The organism is Cupriavidus sp. H18C1, assembly GCF_049311595.1.
GTDB classification, from domain to species: domain Bacteria; phylum Pseudomonadota; class Gammaproteobacteria; order Burkholderiales; family Burkholderiaceae; genus Cupriavidus; species Cupriavidus cauae.
In genome coordinates this window covers 140616-158288 of the sequence record NZ_CP186009.1, presented here as the reverse complement: position 1 = coordinate 158288, position 17673 = coordinate 140616, and the positions used below count along the sequence as shown (strand labels likewise).

The 17673-nt window shown below is 67.4% G+C and carries 13 protein-coding genes and 2 pseudogenes; 7 read left to right on the top strand and 8 right to left on the bottom strand.

Annotated features, from left to right (window positions below; translation table 11 throughout):
• Positions 1 to 41 precede the first annotated feature (41 nt).
• From OJJOAM_RS16520 to OJJOAM_RS16505, 4 genes are all read right to left on the bottom strand, one after another.
• Positions 42 to 383 carry a DUF3597 domain-containing protein gene (locus tag OJJOAM_RS16520; RefSeq protein ID WP_422650428.1) on the bottom strand — a complete coding sequence of 114 codons (342 nt, stop codon included), beginning with the start codon at positions 381 to 383 and terminating at the stop codon, positions 42 to 44.
• A 435-nt stretch (positions 384 to 818) separates the two neighbouring features.
• Positions 819 to 2378, bottom strand: coding sequence for a methyl-accepting chemotaxis protein (locus OJJOAM_RS16515; RefSeq protein WP_422650427.1), 1560 nt, complete (start codon positions 2376 to 2378; stop codon positions 819 to 821).
• A gap of 194 nt (positions 2379 to 2572) precedes the next feature.
• Entirely contained in the window at positions 2573 to 3544 is a 972-nt protein-coding gene (locus tag OJJOAM_RS16510; protein ID WP_422650426.1) for a Bug family tripartite tricarboxylate transporter substrate binding protein, read from the bottom strand.
• Positions 3545 to 3698: 154 nt separating this feature from the next.
• Positions 3699 to 4823, bottom strand: coding sequence for a muconate/chloromuconate family cycloisomerase (locus OJJOAM_RS16505; RefSeq protein ID WP_422650425.1), 1125 nt, complete (start codon positions 4821 to 4823; stop codon positions 3699 to 3701).
• Positions 4824 to 4944: 121 nt separating this feature from the next.
• Here OJJOAM_RS16505 and OJJOAM_RS16500 point away from each other — a divergent pair.
• Positions 4945 to 5902 (top strand): annotated as a pseudogene (locus OJJOAM_RS16500) (LysR family transcriptional regulator).
• 21 nt (positions 5903 to 5923) lie between these two features.
• On the opposite strand, the gene OJJOAM_RS16495 reads toward OJJOAM_RS16500, so the two are convergent.
• Complete coding sequence (locus OJJOAM_RS16495) at positions 5924 to 6811, bottom strand: LysR substrate-binding domain-containing protein (RefSeq protein ID WP_422651071.1); 888 nt, start codon at positions 6809 to 6811, stop codon at positions 5924 to 5926.
• 136 nt (positions 6812 to 6947) lie between these two features.
• Here OJJOAM_RS16495 and OJJOAM_RS16490 point away from each other — a divergent pair, with 136 nt between their 5' ends.
• Positions 6948 to 7673: a glutathione S-transferase family protein gene (locus tag OJJOAM_RS16490; RefSeq protein ID WP_422650424.1), complete on the top strand. Its 726-nt coding sequence runs from the start codon at positions 6948 to 6950 to the stop codon at positions 7671 to 7673.
• Positions 7674 to 7813: 140 nt separating this feature from the next.
• Here the strand turns inward: OJJOAM_RS16490 and aqpZ are convergent.
• Positions 7814 to 8491: pseudogene (aqpZ, locus tag OJJOAM_RS16485) on the bottom strand (aquaporin Z); the annotation flags it as partial.
• A gap of 286 nt (positions 8492 to 8777) precedes the next feature.
• Here aqpZ and OJJOAM_RS16480 point away from each other — a divergent pair.
• The gene (locus tag OJJOAM_RS16480; protein ID WP_422650423.1) at positions 8778 to 9029 is read left to right on the top strand and encodes a hypothetical protein; all 252 of its coding nucleotides are present in this window, start codon (positions 8778 to 8780) and stop codon (positions 9027 to 9029) included.
• Positions 9030 to 9121: 92 nt separating this feature from the next.
• Here the strand turns inward: OJJOAM_RS16480 and OJJOAM_RS16475 are convergent, their stop codons facing one another.
• Positions 9122 to 11683 carry a response regulator gene (locus OJJOAM_RS16475; RefSeq protein WP_422650422.1) on the bottom strand — a complete coding sequence of 854 codons (2562 nt, stop codon included), beginning with the start codon at positions 11681 to 11683 and terminating at the stop codon, positions 9122 to 9124.
• Positions 11684 to 11900: 217 nt separating this feature from the next.
• The gene (locus OJJOAM_RS16470) at positions 11901 to 13226 is read right to left on the bottom strand and encodes an MFS transporter (protein WP_422650421.1); all 1326 of its coding nucleotides are present in this window, start codon (positions 13224 to 13226) and stop codon (positions 11901 to 11903) included.
• Between the two features lie 201 nt (positions 13227 to 13427).
• Between OJJOAM_RS16470 and cyoA the strand changes: the two genes are divergently transcribed.
• The 4 genes from cyoA to cyoD are packed head-to-tail and all read left to right on the top strand — an operon-like array spanning position 13428 to position 17673.
• Positions 13428 to 14585: a ubiquinol oxidase subunit II gene (cyoA, locus tag OJJOAM_RS16465; protein WP_422650420.1), complete on the top strand. Its 1158-nt coding sequence runs from the start codon at positions 13428 to 13430 to the stop codon at positions 14583 to 14585.
• Entirely contained in the window at positions 14578 to 16581 is a 2004-nt protein-coding gene (gene cyoB / locus OJJOAM_RS16460) for a cytochrome o ubiquinol oxidase subunit I (protein WP_422650419.1), read from the top strand. The genes cyoA and cyoB overlap by 8 nt, the downstream gene beginning before the upstream one ends.
• Positions 16574 to 17230: a cytochrome o ubiquinol oxidase subunit III gene (cyoC, locus tag OJJOAM_RS16455; protein ID WP_422650418.1), complete on the top strand. Its 657-nt coding sequence runs from the start codon at positions 16574 to 16576 to the stop codon at positions 17228 to 17230. The genes cyoB and cyoC overlap by 8 nt, the downstream gene beginning before the upstream one ends.
• A complete protein-coding gene (gene cyoD, locus OJJOAM_RS16450; protein WP_422650417.1) occupies positions 17227 to 17673 on the top strand; it encodes a cytochrome o ubiquinol oxidase subunit IV in 447 nt (148 codons plus the stop codon). Before cyoC ends, cyoD begins: the two co-directional genes overlap by 4 nt.

Sequence of the window (17673 nt, the reverse complement as noted above, 5' to 3'; positions counted from 1 at the left end):
ATCCATCGGCCCGCATGTCGCTCAATCTGCCGCGGCAAGCTTCAATCGCGCAATTCCGGCGGCAGCTTGCCGCCGTTGGCCGCCAGCTCCTTCATCACGCGCTTGTGCAGCCATACGTTCATGGCGGCCGAGTCGTTCAAGTCGCCGCTGTATTGCAGTTCGCGCGCCAGCTCCTTGCGGTGCTCCAGGCTGCTGTCGATGCCCAGCGCCTTCATGGTGTCGACGATGGACGTGCGCCAGTTCAGCTTCTGGCCGCTCTGCTGCGCCAGGTCGTCGAGGATCTTCTCCACATCGACCTCCGACAGCGGCGCGCTGGCGGCGCCGGTCGCGGTTCCCGCCGCAGTGCCGCCCGCCGTGCTGCCGCCGCCGGTGCCGGCCGTCACCGGTGCCGTGGCCGGCGGCGCGCCGCCCGGCGCCTGACCGGCAGCGCCGGTCTGCGGCTGGCCCGCGGTGCCGGTCTGCGGCTGCTGGGCCTGTGTGGATGCCTGCGGGGGACGCCTGCGTGGAAGGCTCCGGCCGCGCCTTGCCGCGCAGCCTGTTCAGGATTTCGCCAAAGATGCTCATTGCAGATCCTCCGGTTGCGATGTGCCGCCAAGTACTGGGATGTGCTGGGCTGTGCAGGGGCAGCCCGGACGCCGGGCTGCGCCACGCCACCACGCAGGATCCGCGCCACGGCACCGTGGCCGATGCCGCCGTGAGGCGGTCCCGGCGAGGCTGGTAGTTTTGACAAGGATTGCCGCTTTTTGAGGACGCCAAAGCCGCGCGCCAAAGCAAAACGGGCCGCATCGCGGCCCGTTCCGAGTTTGTCACTGCCCCGATCAGGCGAGCGTCATCTGCGCCGCGCCGAGGCGGAACGTCGACACGGCCTGCTTCAGGCGCTGCGCCTGCTCTTCCAGCGAGCCGGCCGCGGCGGCGGCCTGCTCGACCAGCGCGGCGTTCTGCTGCGTCACGGTGTCCATCTGCGTGACGGCCTGGTTCACCTGCTCGATGCCGGCGCTTTGCTCGGCCGAGGCCGCGCTGATCTCCCCCATGATGTCGGTGACGCGCTTGACCGCGCCAACGATCTCTTCCATGGTCTGACCGGCTTCCGACACCAGCTGCGAGCCCTTTTCGACGCGCTCGGCCGAATCGTCGATCAGCGACTTGATCTCCTTTGCCGCGGTGGCGCTGCGCTGCGCGAGGCTGCGCACCTCGCCGGCGACCACCGCGAAGCCGCGGCCCTGTTCGCCGGCGCGCGCGGCTTCCACCGCGGCATTCAGCGCCAGGATATTGGTCTGGAAGGCGATGCTCTCGATCACCGCGATGATGTCGGTGACCTTCTTCGACGCGCCGTGGATCTCGTCCATCGTGTCGACCACCTGGCCGACCACGGTGCCGCCCTTGACGGCGATGTCCGAGGCATCGACCGCGAGGCGGCTGGCCTGCTTGGCGTTGTCGGCGTTCTGCCGGACGATGCTGGTCAGCTGCTCCATGCTCGAGGCGGTTTCCTGCAGCGAGGCGGCCTGTTCCTCGGTGCGCTGCGACAGGTCGGTATTGCCCACGGAGATCTGGCTGGTGCCGGTGGCGATGGCCTCGGTGCCGAGGCGCACCTCGTTGACGATGCGCAGCAGGTTGCCGTTCATCTCGGCAAGCGCCTGCAGCAGCTGGCCGGTCTCGTCCTTGCTGTCGACGTCGATGCGGGCGCTGAGGTCGCCGGCGGCGACGGTGCGCGCGATATGGACCGCGCGATGCAGCGGACGCGTGATGCCGCGCGTCAGCCACACCGCGAAGGCGATGCCGATGGCGAGCACCAGCACGCCCAGGCCGATCAGCCGGTTGCGCGCGGTCTGGTAGACGGCGTTGATATCGCGCGCGGTGGCGTCGATGCTGGCGCGCTGGATGTCGAGCAGCTTCTGGATCTCGGCAAGATAGGCGTCGCCGGCCGGCACGAATTCCTTCTCCAGCACGGTGTTCGCTTCGTCGGTCAGCCCTTCCTGCTTGAGCTTGGTGATCTTGTCGCGCGAGGCGTTGTAGGGCTCGCGCACGCGCAGGATGGTCTGGAACGCCTGCTTCTCGGCGTCGGTGCTCAGCAGCGGCTCGATCTTGTCGCGCAGATCGGCGATCGCCTTGACCGAGGCCTTGGTCTCGTTCGCGAAGAACGCGCCGAGCGTCGGGTCCGAGCTCTTGGCCACCGCGGTGGTGCGGCGCACGCTGGTATGCATGTAGCGGTACCAGTCGCTGACCAGCCGTTCCTTGGCCAGCGGCTGCTGCATCATGTCATGCGTGCGCTCCGCGACCTGCTGCAACCGAAGGATGCCAAGTCCGGTCATCAGCGTGGACAGCAGCAATACCACGCCAAAGCCGATGCCAAGGCGCGCACCTATTCCCAAGTTTTTCATTTCTTCTACCTGATGGACATTGAATCGCGGCGAACAACGCCACGCCCGCGGAAGTCCCGCGCGCGTGATGCGCATTCGCTCTTCGCTCTTGTGTTGCCGCCCGTTCGCTGACGATTGCTTCGGGGGTCGATGTCAAACAACGGCAGTTGGTAGAAAAACTTGAGGAGAGGGGAGGAATCGAAGGGCCCCCTCGCTTAATCCGCGCGGATGCCTCGCGCGCGGATCAGCTTGCCCCACTTGTCGGTTTCCTTGGCCAGATGCTGCTTCAGCTCGGCGGGCGTGCTGCCGATCGGCTCGGCGCCGATCGCGGCCAGGCGCTTTTGCACCGCGGGCGTGCGCAGCGCGTCGACCATCGCGCGGTGCAGCGTCTCCACCACGGCTGGGGGCGTGCCGGCCGGCACGAAGGCGGCGAACCACGGCGACAGCTCGTAGCCCGGCAGGCCGGCCTCTGCCACCGTCGGCACGTTGGGCAGCGTGGCCGAGCGCTTGCTGGTGGTCACCGCGATGGCGGTCAGCTTGCCGGCATCGATATGCGGCTTGGCGGACGTGATGCTGTCGAACATGTAGTCGACCTGGCCGCCGAGCAGATCGGTGACCGCGGGACCGCTGCCCTTGTAGGGCACGTGCAGCAGCTCGACGCCGGCCATCGACGTGAACAGCTCGCCCGCCAGGTGGATCGAAGTGCCGTTGCCCGCGGACGCATAGGTGTACTTGCCCGGCTGGCTCTTCGCGCTGGCGATCACCTCCGGCACGGTCTTCGCGCTGGTCTTCGCCTTGTTGGCGACCAGGACGTTGGGCACGACGGCCAGCAGCGATACCGGCGCGAAATCCTTGATCGGGTCGTAGCTCAGCTTGCGGTACAGCGCCGGATTGACCGCCATGCCGTTGGCGCCGATCAGCATCGTGTAGCCGTCGGCGGGCGAGCGCCCGACCAGTTCGGCGCCGATATTGCCGCCGGCCCCCGGGCGGTTCTCGACGACGATCGACTGGCCCAGCGTTTGCGACATCTCCTCGCCGAGCGTGCGGGCGATATTGTCCATCGCGCCGGCGGCGGGGAAGGGGACGATCCAGCGGATCGGTCGTTCGGGGTACGCCGCCTGCGCGGCCGGCGTGACGAGGGCCGCGGCAAGGCCGAGGACCACGGTGGCGAGAGTGAGCGACTTCATTGTCTCCGTTCCTTCGTGAAGTTCGAAATTGGGGTGCCTGGCGCGCGTTGGGCACGCGCGATGGCGTTATCCAGCCGTGATGCGGCGGCGATGCGGCGCTTGCACGGGCGTGATGCGGCTGCTATGCGGCCGTCATGTGGTTGTTATGGGCGTGTCATGCGCGATCGCGCCGGTAATGCGCCAGCTTGTCCTCGTCCAGCGCCAGACCCAGCCCCGGACCGTCCGGCAGGCGCAGCGCGAAGTCCCGATAGGCGGGACGTTCGCGCACCACGTCGTCCTTGAGCAGCAGCGGCCCGAACAGCTCGGTGCCCCAGGCCAGTTGCGGCAGCGTGCAGAAGCCGTGCGCCGCGGCGATGGTGCCGACGCTGCCTTCGAGCATGGTGCCGCCATAGAGCGCGATGCCGGCCGCATCGCCGACCGCGGCGGTGCGCAGCATGCCGAAGATGCCGCCGGACTTGGCGATCTTCAACGCGAACACATCGGCGGCGCCCAGGCGCGCCAGTTCCATCGCGTCCTCCGGTCCGGTCACCGCTTCGTCGGCCATGATCGGCACCACGAATCGCGCCGCCAGCCGCGCCAGTCCGACCCGATTCTCGCGGGCGATCGGCTGCTCGATCAGGTCGATGCCGGCGGCCTCCAGCATCGCGATGCCGATGGCCGCGTCGGCCTCGTTCCAGGCCTGGTTGACGTCGACCGTCACGCGCGCACGGTCGCCCAGCGCGCGCTTGATCGCGGCGACATGGGCGACGTCGTCGCGCACGGCGCGGCGGCCGATCTTGAGCTTGAAGGTGTCGTGGCGGCGCTCGGCCAGCAGGCGCTCGGCCTCCTCGATATCGCGCGCGGTATCGCCGCTGGCCAGCGTCCACAGCACCGGCAGCGCGTCGCGCACCGCGCCGCCGAGCAGCGTGGCGAGCGGCACGCCAAGCCGCTTGCCCTGCGCGTCGAGCAGCGCGGTTTCCAGCGCGGACTTGGCGAAGCGGTTGCCGCGCGCGACCTTGTTCAGCCGCGCCATCGCGCCGTGGATATTGGTGGCGTCCTGGCCGATCAAGGCCGGGGCCAGATAGGTGTCGATGGCCAGCTTGATGCCTTCCGGGCTTTCCTCGCCGTAGGACAGGCCGCCGATCGTGGTGGCCTCGCCGATGCCTTCGACGCCGTCGCTGGCGCGCAGCCGCACGATGACCAGCGTCTGCTGCTGCATGGTCGCCATGGCCAGCTGATGCGCGCGGATGGTGGGCAGGTCGACCAGGATCGCGTCGACGGATGTGATGGTGGTTGCCATACCTGAAGGATTGGATTGAGGGTTTGCGGTCGAGTATGCGGCTTGACCGGAGGCCTGTCCAAGACCGAAGATGTCTGATTCCATACCCGTAAGGTATGGATGCAAGGTCAAGGAGGCCACCATGGAACTGCGCCATCTGCGCTATTTCCAGACCGTCGCGCGCGAGCTGAACGTGACCCGCGCGGCCGCGCTGCTGCATATCGCCCAGCCGCCGCTGTCGCGCCAGATCCGCCAGTTCGAGGACGAACTGGGCGTGCCGCTGTTCGAGCGCGTCGGGCGGGGGGCTGCGGCTGACCGAGGCGGGGCGCTTTCTGCTCGAACAATCGCTGCAGCTGACGCAGCGGCTCGACGAGATGATCGAAGGCACGCGGCGCATCGGCCGCAACGAGAAGCGCTGGTTCGGCATCGGCTTCGTGCCGTCGGTGCTCTATGGCGTGCTGCCGGACCTGATCCGCGAGTTGCGCGCCGACCAGAGCGAGGTCGAGGTCGGCCTGACGGAAATGATCTCGGTGCAGCAGCTGGAGGCGTTGAAGTCCGGCCGCATCGATCTTGGATTCGGCCGGCTGGCGCTGAGCGATCCTGCCATCGTGCAGCAGGTGGTGATGGCCGAGCCGCTGGTGGCGGCGCTGCCGGCGCGGGCCGCCCCGCGTGAAGGTGAAGGCGGCGATGGCGGTGGCCGTGGCCGCGTCGGTGGCGATGGCCGTGGGGGTGGCGATGGCGATGGCCCGATGGCGCCGGCCGAGCTGGCGAGGCGCGGGCTGATTCTTTATCCCGCGCGTCCGCGGCCCAGCTATGCGGACCACGTGCTGTCGCTGTTCCGCGTCCAGGGGTTGCAGCCGCGCGTGGTGCAGGAGGCGAACGAGCTGCAGACCGCGCTGGGCCTGGTCGCCGCGGGGCTCGGCATCACGCTGGTGCCGGCCTCGGTGCAGCGGCTGCATCGTGACGATGTCCGCTATTGCCCGATCGACGCGCCGGGCTTCGTGTCGCCGGTGATCATGAGCTATCGGGCAGGCGATGCGTCGCCGTTCCTGGGCAGGGCGGTGGCGTGGGTGCGCCGGCAGGCGGAGGTCCCGGGCTGATACGGGGCCTTCACCGAACGCTCATTCGTCGGCAAAACACCGCGCCAGGAATTCGACCACCGCCCGTACCGCCGGCAACTGTCCCCGGCGATGCGGCATCACCACCGACGTCATCACGTGGCCGGCGGTCCAGTCCGGCAGCACGCGCACGATGTCGCCGCGCTGCAGGGCCGCGCGGCAGACCGACAAGGGCAGGCAGGCAATGCCGAGGCCGGCCGCGACCGCGCTCAGCAACGCGGTCGATTCGTTGGCGGTCATGCGCGGGCGCGGGGTCGCGGTGACCGTCTCGCCGTCGCGGCTCAGTCGCCAACTGGTTGCCAGCGGGCGGGTCAGCAGCCCGTCATGGCGGGCCAGCGCCTCAGGCGTCTCCAGCGGATCGGCGGCGACCAGATAGCGCGGCGCGGCCACCAGGATGATCGGCTCGGTCGACAGCAGCCGCTGCACCAGCTCGGAATCGGGCAGCGGCGCGAAATGGCTGCGGATAGCGAGGTCGTAGCCCTCCTGGGCGACATCGACGAAGCGGTCCGATACGTCCAGCTGGAGATGCAGCTTCGGGTAGGCGACGGCGAGGTCCGGCAGGCGCGGCGCAAGCGTTTGTTGCGCGACCGGCACCGAGGTGGTCAGCCGCACCGTGCCGCTCGGCTCGGCGGCGCGCTGGCGCACCACGTCGTGCGCGGCCTCGGCCTCGATCAGCGCGGCGCGGGCGTGCTCGTGGAAGGCGCGGCCGACGTCGGTCAGCGCGAAGCTGCGCGAGCTGCGGTGGATCAGCCGGGCGCCGAGCCGCTGCTCGAGCTCGGCGACGCGCTTGCTCAGCGTCGATTTCGGGATGCCGAGCTGGCGCGAGGCCGCGGCAAAGCCGCCGTGCTCGACGGCGGCGGCGAACAGCGAGAGGTCGTTCAGGTTCAGCATGGCAGTCCGCAGCAACGCATCAAAGTCCACGGGTATGGACGTTGCGTTGAATTTTTGCCGACTACCGCTTCAATGTCCACAAATCTATAGTCTCTCCATCGACCCGATGCCCGGGTCCTTCACTCGGAGAAACAACATGACCCCCATCCTCTTCTATGGCGTGCCGTCGGGATGCTCGTTCGGTTCCATCGTGGCGCTCGAATGGCTCGGCCAGCCGTATCGGCTGTCGCGCATCGAGATGCCGGAGGTGGTGACCAGCGAAGCGTTCCGCCGCATCAACCCGGTGGGCGAAACGCCGGCGTTGGCGACCGATGGCGGCGCGATCGTGACCGAAAGCATGGCGATCATGAACTGGATCGGCGCGCGCGGCATCGAGGGCGCGCTCGGCTTTGCCCAGGGCACGCCGGAATTCGACCGGCTCAACCAGATGCTGGCCTACCTGAACACGACCTTTTTCAATGCCTTCGTGCCGCTGTGGCATCTATACGAGCACGCCAGCGACGACACCACCAAGGCGGTGCTGCGCGAGTTCGGGCGGGTGAAGGTGGAGAAGGCGCATGCGCAGCTGGACGCGATGCTGGGCGATCGCCGCTGGCTGCTGGGCGAGCGGCGCACGGTGGCCGACGCCTACTTCGCGGGGATTGCGCGCTGGACCGATTACCACGGGGTGGTGAACCGCGCGGACTATCCGAACCTGGATCGGCTTTATCGGCAGCTGCAGGACGACCCCGCGGTACGCTTCGCGCATGGGATCGAGGCGCAGGCGGAGGTGAAGTCGGCCGGCGGCTTCGCCGGCCATGTGGAACTGGAGCAGGCCTGGGCCGAAACCCTGGCCGCGCGAGAGCAGCGGCTGGCGGCTTGAGGCTGGGGCTGAGGCTTGAGGCTTGAGGCTGAGGCTGAGGGTGAGGCTGAGGGGTGAGGGTGAGGGTGAGGCTGAGCCGAGGCTTGTGGCGCGGCCGGCGAGGATGTCGCCGGCCATCGCCGCAGCACCTTGGTGTTCGCTTACTCGTCGTCGCTGTACAGCACGCGGCCGACCACGCCGGCGGCGATCGCCCCGACGATCGGCGCCAGCCAGAACAGCCACAGCTGGTGCAGCGCCATGCCGCCCACCATCAGCGCCGGTCCCGTCGAGCGGGCCGGGTTGACCGAGGTGTTCGACACCGGAATCGTGACCAGGTGGATCAGCGTCAGGCACAGGCCGATCGCCAGCGGTGCCAGCGCGCCATGCGCGCGCTTCGCGGTCGCGCCCAGGATGATCAGCACGAAGAAGAAGGTGGCCAGTACCTCGGTGGCGAACACCGGCATCATGCCGAAGCCCGACGGCGAGCCGGCGTCGAAGCCGTTGGCGGCCAGGCCGCTGACGGTCACGTCGAAGCCCGGCTTGGCGTCCATCAGCTGCAGCAGCACCAGCGCGGCCAGCGCGCCGCCGATCACCTGTGCCACGATATAGACCGGCGCTTCCTTCCACGGGAAGCGGCCCGCGGTGGCGAGGCCCACCGTCACGGCCGGGTTCAGATGGCACCCCGACACCGGACCCACCGCATAGGCCATCGTCAGCACGGTCAGGCCGAAGGCCAGCGAGACGCCGGCGAAGCCGATGCCCAGGTGCGGAAATGCGGCCGCGAGCACGGCCGAGCCGCAGCCGCCGAATACGAGCCAGAACGTGCCGAAAGCCTCGGCAAGGGGGGCGCTTGAAGTGCATGGATCCTTCTCCCGATTTGAATGGCGCGCCGCACGGACACGCGAGAGGCGACGTCCGATAGGTCGCAGCGTGCGGGAGGATTCTAGGTGCCGCTAACGGCAATGTCATGACTCAAGGCGCACTCTTTGCAGTCGTTCACAATTCCTTTGTTTTTCGGCGGGCACGCGACGCGTCGCAAGATGACAGACGTGGTGTCGGCGGCCAACATGGCGGCAGTCAAGGCGACCGGTAACGGCGCCGCTTCTGTCCACCATGGGTCTGCATATGTACAAAGTCTATTGGACCACCTACGACGAGCAGGGTGTCCCCACGGCGCACGGGGAGGACTACGGTTCGGATCAGCTGGCCGCCGTGCTCGCACGTTGCGAGGCGCTGCGCACCAGGCAGCGCGCCGGCGAGCCGGTCGGGTTCGTCACGATGGTGTCGGAGAATCCATTCCACGTCGGGCATCCCGGCGCGGCCGATGTCCAGCCGGGGTATGCCTGGTACAAGCGGCGGCCGCCTCCGCGCCGATAGTCGGGGCGGCGGCAAGTCGGAAAGGCGGGAAGGCGGGAAGGCGGGGCGGGAAGCCAGGAAGTCGGCAGGACAATGCCGCCGGAAAGCCGGCCCTACTGCATCGCCTCGATATCACCCATCCACGGACCGAGCTCACGCCGCAGGGTCGATAAATCGATCGGCTTGCCGAGCACGCGCGCCCCGGCGATCGGCTCCTGCAGGTCCGCGCCGGCGCCATAGCCGGTCATCAGCACCACATCGATATGCGGCTGCTGCGCGCGCAGCGCCACCGCCAGCGCATCGCCGGCCATGCCTGGCAGCGTGATATCGGTCAGCAGCACGTCGAAGCGCCGGGCGTCGGCCAGTTGCAGCGCTTCCTCCGCCGAGCCCGCCGCGGCGCAATCCAGGCCGAAGCCCAGCAGCACTTCCTGCATCGCCTCGCGCGAGGGAACGTCGTCCTCGACCAGCAAGACGGCGGCGGCCACGCCGTCGCGCGGGGCCTGCGGCAACTGCGCTGGGGCCGGATCGCTCTTGCGCCGGTGCGCGTCCAGCACGGCCCGTACCGCCCGGGCCAGATCGTCACGCCGATAGGGTTTGTTCAGCAGCGTCACGCCGTGGTCGAGCCTGCCCAGGTGGAAGATCTCGTCGCGCGTGTAGCCGGAGGCGAACAGCACCGGGATCGGCGGCTGGCGCTGCGCGGCGCGGCGCGCCAGTTCGCCGCCCTTGATTGTGCCGGGCATGATCACATCGGTGAACAGCAGGTCGATGCCGATGCCGCTGTCGATCAGCGACCAGGCGGCGTCGCCGTTCGGCGCGATGCGCACGCGATAGCCGAGCTGCGCCAGCATCTCCACCGCGGTGATGCGCACGTCGGGATCGTCCTCGACCACCAGGATGGTTTCGCCGCCGCCGACCGGCGCCGGCTCCTGCTCCGCGGTCTCGGGCGTTTCGGCCTCGACGCAGCGGGGGAAGAACATCTGCACTGTGGTGCCGCGGCCGACCGTGCTCTGGATCGCGATATGGCCGCCGCTCTGCTTGACGAAGCCGAACACCATGCTCAGGCCCAGGCCGGTGCCGTGACCGTCGGCCTTGGTGGTGAAGAACGGCTCGAAGGCGTGTTCCAGCACGTCGGCTGTCATGCCGGTGCCGGTGTCGGCCACGCGGAAGACCACGTAGTCGCCGTCCGGCCGTTCGGGCGCGTTGGCGGTCCAGGTGTCGGCGTCGGACGATGGCATGCCGTCGAGCACGATATTGGCCGCCGAGATGGTCAGCGTGCCGCCGCCTCGCATCGCGTCGCGCCCGTTGATGGCCAGGTTCAGCAGTGCGTTCTCGAGCTGGTTGCGGTCCGCCTTGATGTTCCACAGGTCGTCCGGCGTCCGCGTCTCGACCTTGATCGCCTCGCCCAGCGCGCGATGCAGGATCTCGGCCATGCCGCCGATCAGCCGGCCGGGGTTGACCACCGCCGGCGACAGCGGCTGGCGGCGCGCGAAGGCCAGCAGGTGCGAGGCCAGCTTGGCGCCGCGGCGCACCGCGTTGGCGGCCGTGGCGATGCGGCCCTGCGCGATCGGGTTGTCGCCGGCTTCGGCGGCGAGCATCTGCAGGTTGCCGCTGATGACCTGCAGCACATTGTTGAAGTCATGCGCGATGCCGCCGGTCAGGTTGCCGATCGCCTCCATCTTCTGCGCCTGCCGCAACTGGCCCTCGGCCAGCGCGCGCGCCGCGATCGCATCGGCGACGCGCTTTTCCAGCGTCTCGGTCAGCTGCCGCAGCGCCTGCTCGGCCAACTTGCGCTCGTCGATGTCGATCAGCACGCCGGGAAAGCGGTAGGGCTCGCCATGCGAGTCGAACTCGCACTGGCCGTTGGCCTGGACCCACAGATAGCTGTCGTGCGCGCGCCGGATCCGGTATTCGGCGCGGAAGGGCGCGCCGGTGCGGATTGCCTCGTCGGTCAGCCGGGCCAGTTCCTCGATGTCGTCAGGGTGGATCACCGCGTTGATGATCGTGCGCGGCACGCCCTGCACCGCCTGCGCCAGTCCGACCGAGAAGGTGCGGGCGAAGCGCTCGTCGCCGGTCAGGGTATCGGAGGCGATGTCCCAGACCCAGGTGCCCAGCACCGCCCCGGTATTGAGCGCGAGCTGCAGCCGTTCGTTGGCCTGCTGCAGCGCGGTCTCGGCTTCCTGCCGCCAGCGCTCGGTCAGCACCCGCTCGGTGGTTTCGACCACGACCGCCAGCACGCCGGTCGGGGCGCCGTCGTCGTTGGCCACCGGGCTGTAGTAGAGATCCATCCAGACGTCTTCGGGACGCCCGTTGCGCAGCAGCACCAGTTCCTTGTCGCGGAAGGACAGCGTGCCGCCGGCCAGGCAGGTCTGCATCACGTGCCGGTTGAAGTCGGCCACCTCGGGCCATCCCAGCTCGACCGGGCAGCCCAGCAGATACGGATGCCGCCCGCCCGCGAAGACGGCGTAGGCATCGTTGTAGATCATGTAGCCCAGCCGGCCCCACAACATCACCATCGGCACCGGCGAGGCCAGCAGCAGCCGCACCGCGGCGGCCAGGCTCGGCTGCCAGCGGTCGATCGGACCCAGCTCGGTGGTGGACCAGTCGAACGCGCGGATGCGCTCGGCCATTTCGCCGTGCCAGCCGGAACAGTCGTGATGTTCTGCCAGGAATGGCATGGTGTGAAGCGGGAGTGGCGACAGGGAGATTGTGCTGGCGCAGAGGGCGTTTGCCAATGCCGGCGCCGGGAAGGCCGGCTCCGCGGACTCGTCGCTATATATGAGAGGCCAGCGCTGCGGAGGCGGACAGGGGCGCCCCGTCACGGCAGTCCGGCCACAAGGGGCGGGGATGGGCGCGGCGGCAGGGAGCCGCCGCGCCGGTCTCGGTGGCCGAGCTTCAGTCGCGCGTTTCCAGCGCGCGGTTGATGCGCAGCGCCAGCATCGTGCATGCGACGCCGGACAGCAGGTAGATGCTGACCGCGACCAGGCCGAACTTGACCGACAGTCCGAGCGCGACCAGCGGGGCGAAGGCCGCGCCGAACAGCCAGGCGAAGTCCGAGGTCAGCGCCGCGCCGGTATAGCGGAAGCGCCGTTCGAAGTTCGAGGTCACGGTGCCGGAAGCCTGGCCATACGACAGGCCGAGCAGCAGGAAGCCGATCAGGATGAACAGGTCCTGCGCCGCCTCGCCGCCGCCGAGCAGCATCGGCGTGAACAGGCTGAACACGCCGATCAGCGTGGCCAGCAGGCCCAGCGTGGTGCGCCGGCCGATGCGGTCGGCGATCCAGCCCGACAGGATGGTGCCGACGATGCCGACCAGCGCGCCGGCGATCTGCACCTTCAGCACGCTGTTGACCCCTTGCGTGGCCTGCAGCGCCAGCCAGGACAGCGGGAACACCGTCACCAGGTGGAACAGCGCGTAGCTGGCCAGCGCGGCGAAGGCGCCGATGAAGATGTTGTAGCCCTGGCCGCGCACCATTTCACGGGTGCTGATCGGCTCGAGCTCGCCTTCCTCCAGCAGCCGGGTGTATTCCTCGGTCACCACCAGCCGCAGCCGGGCGAACAGCGCGACCACGTTGATGGCGAAGGCCACGTAGAACGGGTAGCGCCAGCCCCAATCCAGGAAGTCGTCCGCCGCCAGGTTGGCGTGCAGGTACAGGAACAGCCCGCTGGCGACCAGGAAGCCGATCGGCGCGCCGAGCTGGCCCAGCATCGCGTACCACCCGCGCCGGTCGGGCGGCGCGTTCAGCGCCAGCAGCGACGGCAGGCCGTCCCAGGAGCCGCCGAAGGCCACGCCCTGCAGGAAGCGGAACACCGCCAGCATCACGATCGCGTTCTGGCCCAGCGAGGCGTAACCGGGCAGGAAGGCGATGCCGACCGTCGAGCAGCCCAGCAGGAACAGCGCGGCGGTCAGCTTGACGCCGCGGCCCCAGCGCCGCTGGATCGCCATGAACAGCGCGGTGCCCAGCGGGCGCCCGAAGAAGGCGATCGCAAAGATGGTGAAGGCGTAGAGCGTCCCTTCCAGCCGCCCGACGAACGGGAAGAACACCGACGGGAAGACCAGCACCGAGGCGATGCCGTAGACGAAGAAGTCGAAGTACTCGGAGGCCCGGCCAATGACGACGCCGGTGGCGATCTCGCCCGGCGCGACCGGCGAATGCGATCGGTCGTCGCTGGCGGGAAGTGAAGGGAAAGGCGCTTGCGAATCGTGCGTGATACTCGACATGCTTCCTCGCTAAATCAGATAGCGCTACGCCGGACGGACGCGCCCGCCAGGCGCCGCGACCATTGGGACAAAATGTCCAATTCTCCGCGCTTGCCGAATAGAGTACATTTCGCTCCGGTTGTAACAGCTGCGTCCGTCGCACCCGAAGCATTCGTAGTACCAGTCTCCCCCAAGACGGCTACGCTATTTCCTCTGCCGGCAATGCCCCTCATTAATACCATTCGCGGGTTGATTTTGCTGCCCGCCATTACCCTATTGACAGGTTGTAATGCTGTGTTGTTGTCTCCTTCGGGTGACATTGCGGTACAGCAACGTAACCTAATATACATCTCCACGGCGCTGATGCTGCTGATCATCGTCCCGGTGATCGCGCTGACGCTGTTCTTCGCCTGGCGGTATCGGGCGTCGAACAAGGACGCCCCCTACTCGCCCGACTGGGACCATTCCACGGTGCTGGAACTGGTGATCTGGTCGGCGCCGCTGCTGATCATCATCGCGCTGGGCGCGATCACCTGGGTCAGCACCCATGCGCTGGACCCGTACCGGCCGCTGGAGCGGATCGATGCCCAGCGCTCGCTGCCGACCAACGTCAAGCCGTTGACGGTGGAAGTCGTGGCGCTGGACTGGAAGTGGCTGTTCTTCTATCCGGAGCACGGCATCGCCACCGTCAATGAAATGGCGGCGCCGGTCGACCGTCCGATCCAGTTCAAGATCACCGCCTCGACCGTGATGAACTCGTTCTTCGTGCCGGCGCTGGCAGGGCAGATCTATGCCATGCCGGGCATGGAGACCAAGCTGCATGCGGTCATCAACAAGCCGGGCGAATACGAGGGCCTGTCGGCCAACTACAGCGGCGCGGGCTTCTCGGGCATGCGCTTCAAGTTCCACGGCCTGGACGAGCAAGGCTTCGAGCAGTGGATCGCCAAGGCCAAGGCCAGCGGCCAGACGCTCACGCGCGAGGACTACCTGAAGCTGGAGCAGCCGAGCGAACGCGAGCCGGTGCGCTACTACGCCAGCGTCGACAAGGGCCTGTACGACAAGATCCTGAACCGCTGCGTCGAAGCGAACCGGATGTGCATGAACGAAATGATGGCGATCGACGAGCAGGGCGGCCAGGGCAAGCCCGGCGCCTTCAACGTCGCCACGCTCGACCCCGCCACGCGCGCGCGCCTTGGCCTGCAGGATGCGCCGGTGCGCAGCTATGTCGGCGGCATGTGCACGGTCGCCGATCCGGACGGCTCCGGTGCCTTCGGCCCGGCGGCGTCCACCTTTGCGCCGGCCGGCGAATCCGCCGCCGTGACGCTTCCCCAGCTACCCCTCTCACAACGCGCTGTAGCCGGCGTTGACCAGCATGCTTGACAGTTTCGACCTCACCAAGCTCATTTTCGGCCGTCTCTCCTGGGAGGCGATCCCGCTTCACGAGCCCATCCTGATCGCCACCTTCGCGGCGGTCGTGCTCGGCGGGCTGACGCTCGTCGGCGCGCTGACCTACTTCCGCGCCTGGGGCTACCTGTGGCACGAGTGGTTCACCAGCATCGATCACAAGAAGATCGGCATCATGTACATGGTGCTCGGCCTGGTGATGCTGCTGCGCGGCTTCGCCGACGCGATCATGATGCGTCTGCAGCAGGCCATCGCCTTCGGCGACAACATGGGCTATCTGCCGCCGCATCACTACGACCAGATCTTCACCGCCCACGGCGTGATCATGATCTTCTTCGTGGCGATGCCGCTGGTCACGGGCCTGATGAACTACGTGGTGCCGCTGCAGATCGGCGCGCGCGACGTGGCCTTCCCGTTCCTGAACAACTTCAGCTTCTGGATGACCACCGCCGGCGCCGTGCTGGTGATGGTGTCGCTGTTCGTCGGCGAATTCGCCAAGACGGGCTGGCTGGCCTATCCGCCGCTGTCGGGCATCCTGCAGAGTCCGGACGTGGGGGTGGATTACTACATCTGGGCCTTGCAGATAGCGGGGATCGGTACCTTGCTGTCAGGCGTCAACCTGCTGGTGACCATCGTCAAGATGCGCGCCCCGGGCATGACCATGATGAAGATGCCGGTCTTCACCTGGACCTCGCTGTGCACCAACGTGCTGATCGTCGCCGCCTTCCCGGTGCTGACGGCCGTGCTCGCGCTGCTGTCGCTGGATCGCTACATCGGCACCAACTTCTTCACGAACGACTTCGGCGGCAACCCGATGATGTACGTGAACCTGATCTGGATCTGGGGCCACCCCGAGGTGTACATCCTGATCCTGCCGGCGTTCGGTATCTTCTCGGAAGTGGTGTCGACCTTCTGCCGCAAGCGCCTGTTCGGCTATGCATCGATGGTCTACGCGACGGTCGTGATCACGGTGCTGTCGTACCTGGTCTGGCTGCACCACTTCTTCACGATGGGTTCGGGTGCCAGCGTCAACTCGTTCTTCGGCATCACGACGATGATCATCTCGATCCCGACCGGGGCGAAGATCTTCAACTGGCTGTTCACGATGTACCGCGGCCGCATCCGCTTCGAAGTGCCGATGCTGTGGACCGTGGGCTTCATGGTCACCTTCGTGATCGGCGGCATGACCGGCGTGCTGCTCGCCGTGCCGCCCGCCGACTTCGTGCTGCATAACAGCCTGTTCCTGATCGCCCACTTCCACAACGTGATCATCGGTGGCGTGCTGTTCGGCCTGTTCGCCGGCATCAACTACTGGTTCCCGAAGGCGTTCGGCTTCAAGCTCGACGATTTCTGGGGCAAGGTCTCGTTCTGGTTCTGGCTGATCGGCTTCTATGCCGCGTTCATGCCGCTGTACGTGCTGGGCCTGATGGGCGTGACCCGCCGCGTCAGCCACTTCACCGATCCGTCGCTGCAGATCTGGTTCCAGGTCGCCGCCGTCGGTGCGTTCCTGATCGCGATCGGCATCGCCGCCTTCGTGATCCAGCTGGTGGTCAGCTTCAAGCGCCGTGCCCAACTGCGCGACGTGACCGGCGATCCGTGGGATGGCCGCACGCTGGAATGGTCGACCTCGTCGCCGCCGCCCGCGTACAACTTCGCGTTCACGCCCGTGGTGCACGACAACGACGCCTGGTGGCAGATGAAGGACCGCGGCTACGAGCGTCCGCAGAAGGGCTTCCTGCCGATCCACATGCCGAAGAACACCGGTGCGGGCATCATCCTCGCCGGCCTGTCGACGGTGCTGGGCTTCGCGCTGATCTGGCATATGTGGCTGCCGGCCGCCGCGGCGTTCGTCGCCCTGCTGGCGGTCGCGATCGGCCACACCTTCAACTACCAGCGTGATTACTACATCCCGGCGGAGCACGTCGTCCGCACCGAGGAAGAACGCACCCGCCTGCTTGCACAACATGCTTGACACCATCGCAACCCAACCGGCCGGCGCCAGCGGCGCGCCGGTCCGCGGCGGCTCCAACGAGCTGCGCTTCTACCTGCCGACCGAGCATCACCCGCAGAACGGGACGATGCTGGGCTTCTGGCTGTACCTGATGAGCGACTGCCTCATCTTCGCCTGCCTGTTCGCCGTGCACGGCGTGCTGGGCCGCAGCTATGCGGCCGGCCCGTCGGGCGCCGACCTGTTCGACCTGCCGCTGGTGGCGCTGAACACGTCGATGCTGCTGCTCTCGTCGATCACCTACGGCTTCGCGATGCTGGAGATGCAGCGCAACAAGCTAAAGGGCACGATGGTGTGGCTGGCCATCACCGGCCTGCTGGGCGCGGCCTTCGTCGGCCTGGAACTGTACGAGTTCTCGCACCTGATCCACGAGGGTGCGGTGCCGCAGCGCAGCGCGTTCCTGTCCTCGTTCTTCACGCTGGTCGGCACCCACGGCCTGCACGTGACCTTCGGCATCATCTGGCTGATCACGCTGATGTTCCAGCTGAACAAGCACGGCCTGATCACGGCCAACAAGCGCCGCCTGATGTGCCTGTCGCTGTTCTGGCACTTTCTGGATGTGGTCTGGATCGGCGTGTTTACCTTCGTCTATCTGATGGGAGTGATGGTATGAGCGCCCACGACTATTCGTTCTCGAACCTGGCCGACCAGGGCGGCCACGGCCATCACGGCGATCACGGCCACGGTCATGGCCACGACGATCACCACGATCACGACGATGGCGCCGCGCATGGCACCCTGAAGAGCTATGTGATCGGCTTCGTGCTGTCGGTGATCCTGACGGCGATCCCGTTCTGGCTGGTGATGGGCAAGGTCATCGACAACCAGAACACCACCGCGCTGGTGATTCTCGGCTTCGCCGCCGTGCAGATCGTGGTCCACATGATCTACTTCCTGCACATGAACACCAAGTCGGAAGGCGGCTGGAACATGCTGGCGCTGATCTTCACGATCGTGCTGGTCGTCATCACGCTGGCCGGCTCGCTTTGGGTCATGTATCACATGAACACGAATATGATGCCGGTGATGACGCACGACATGAAATCGATGCCTTGA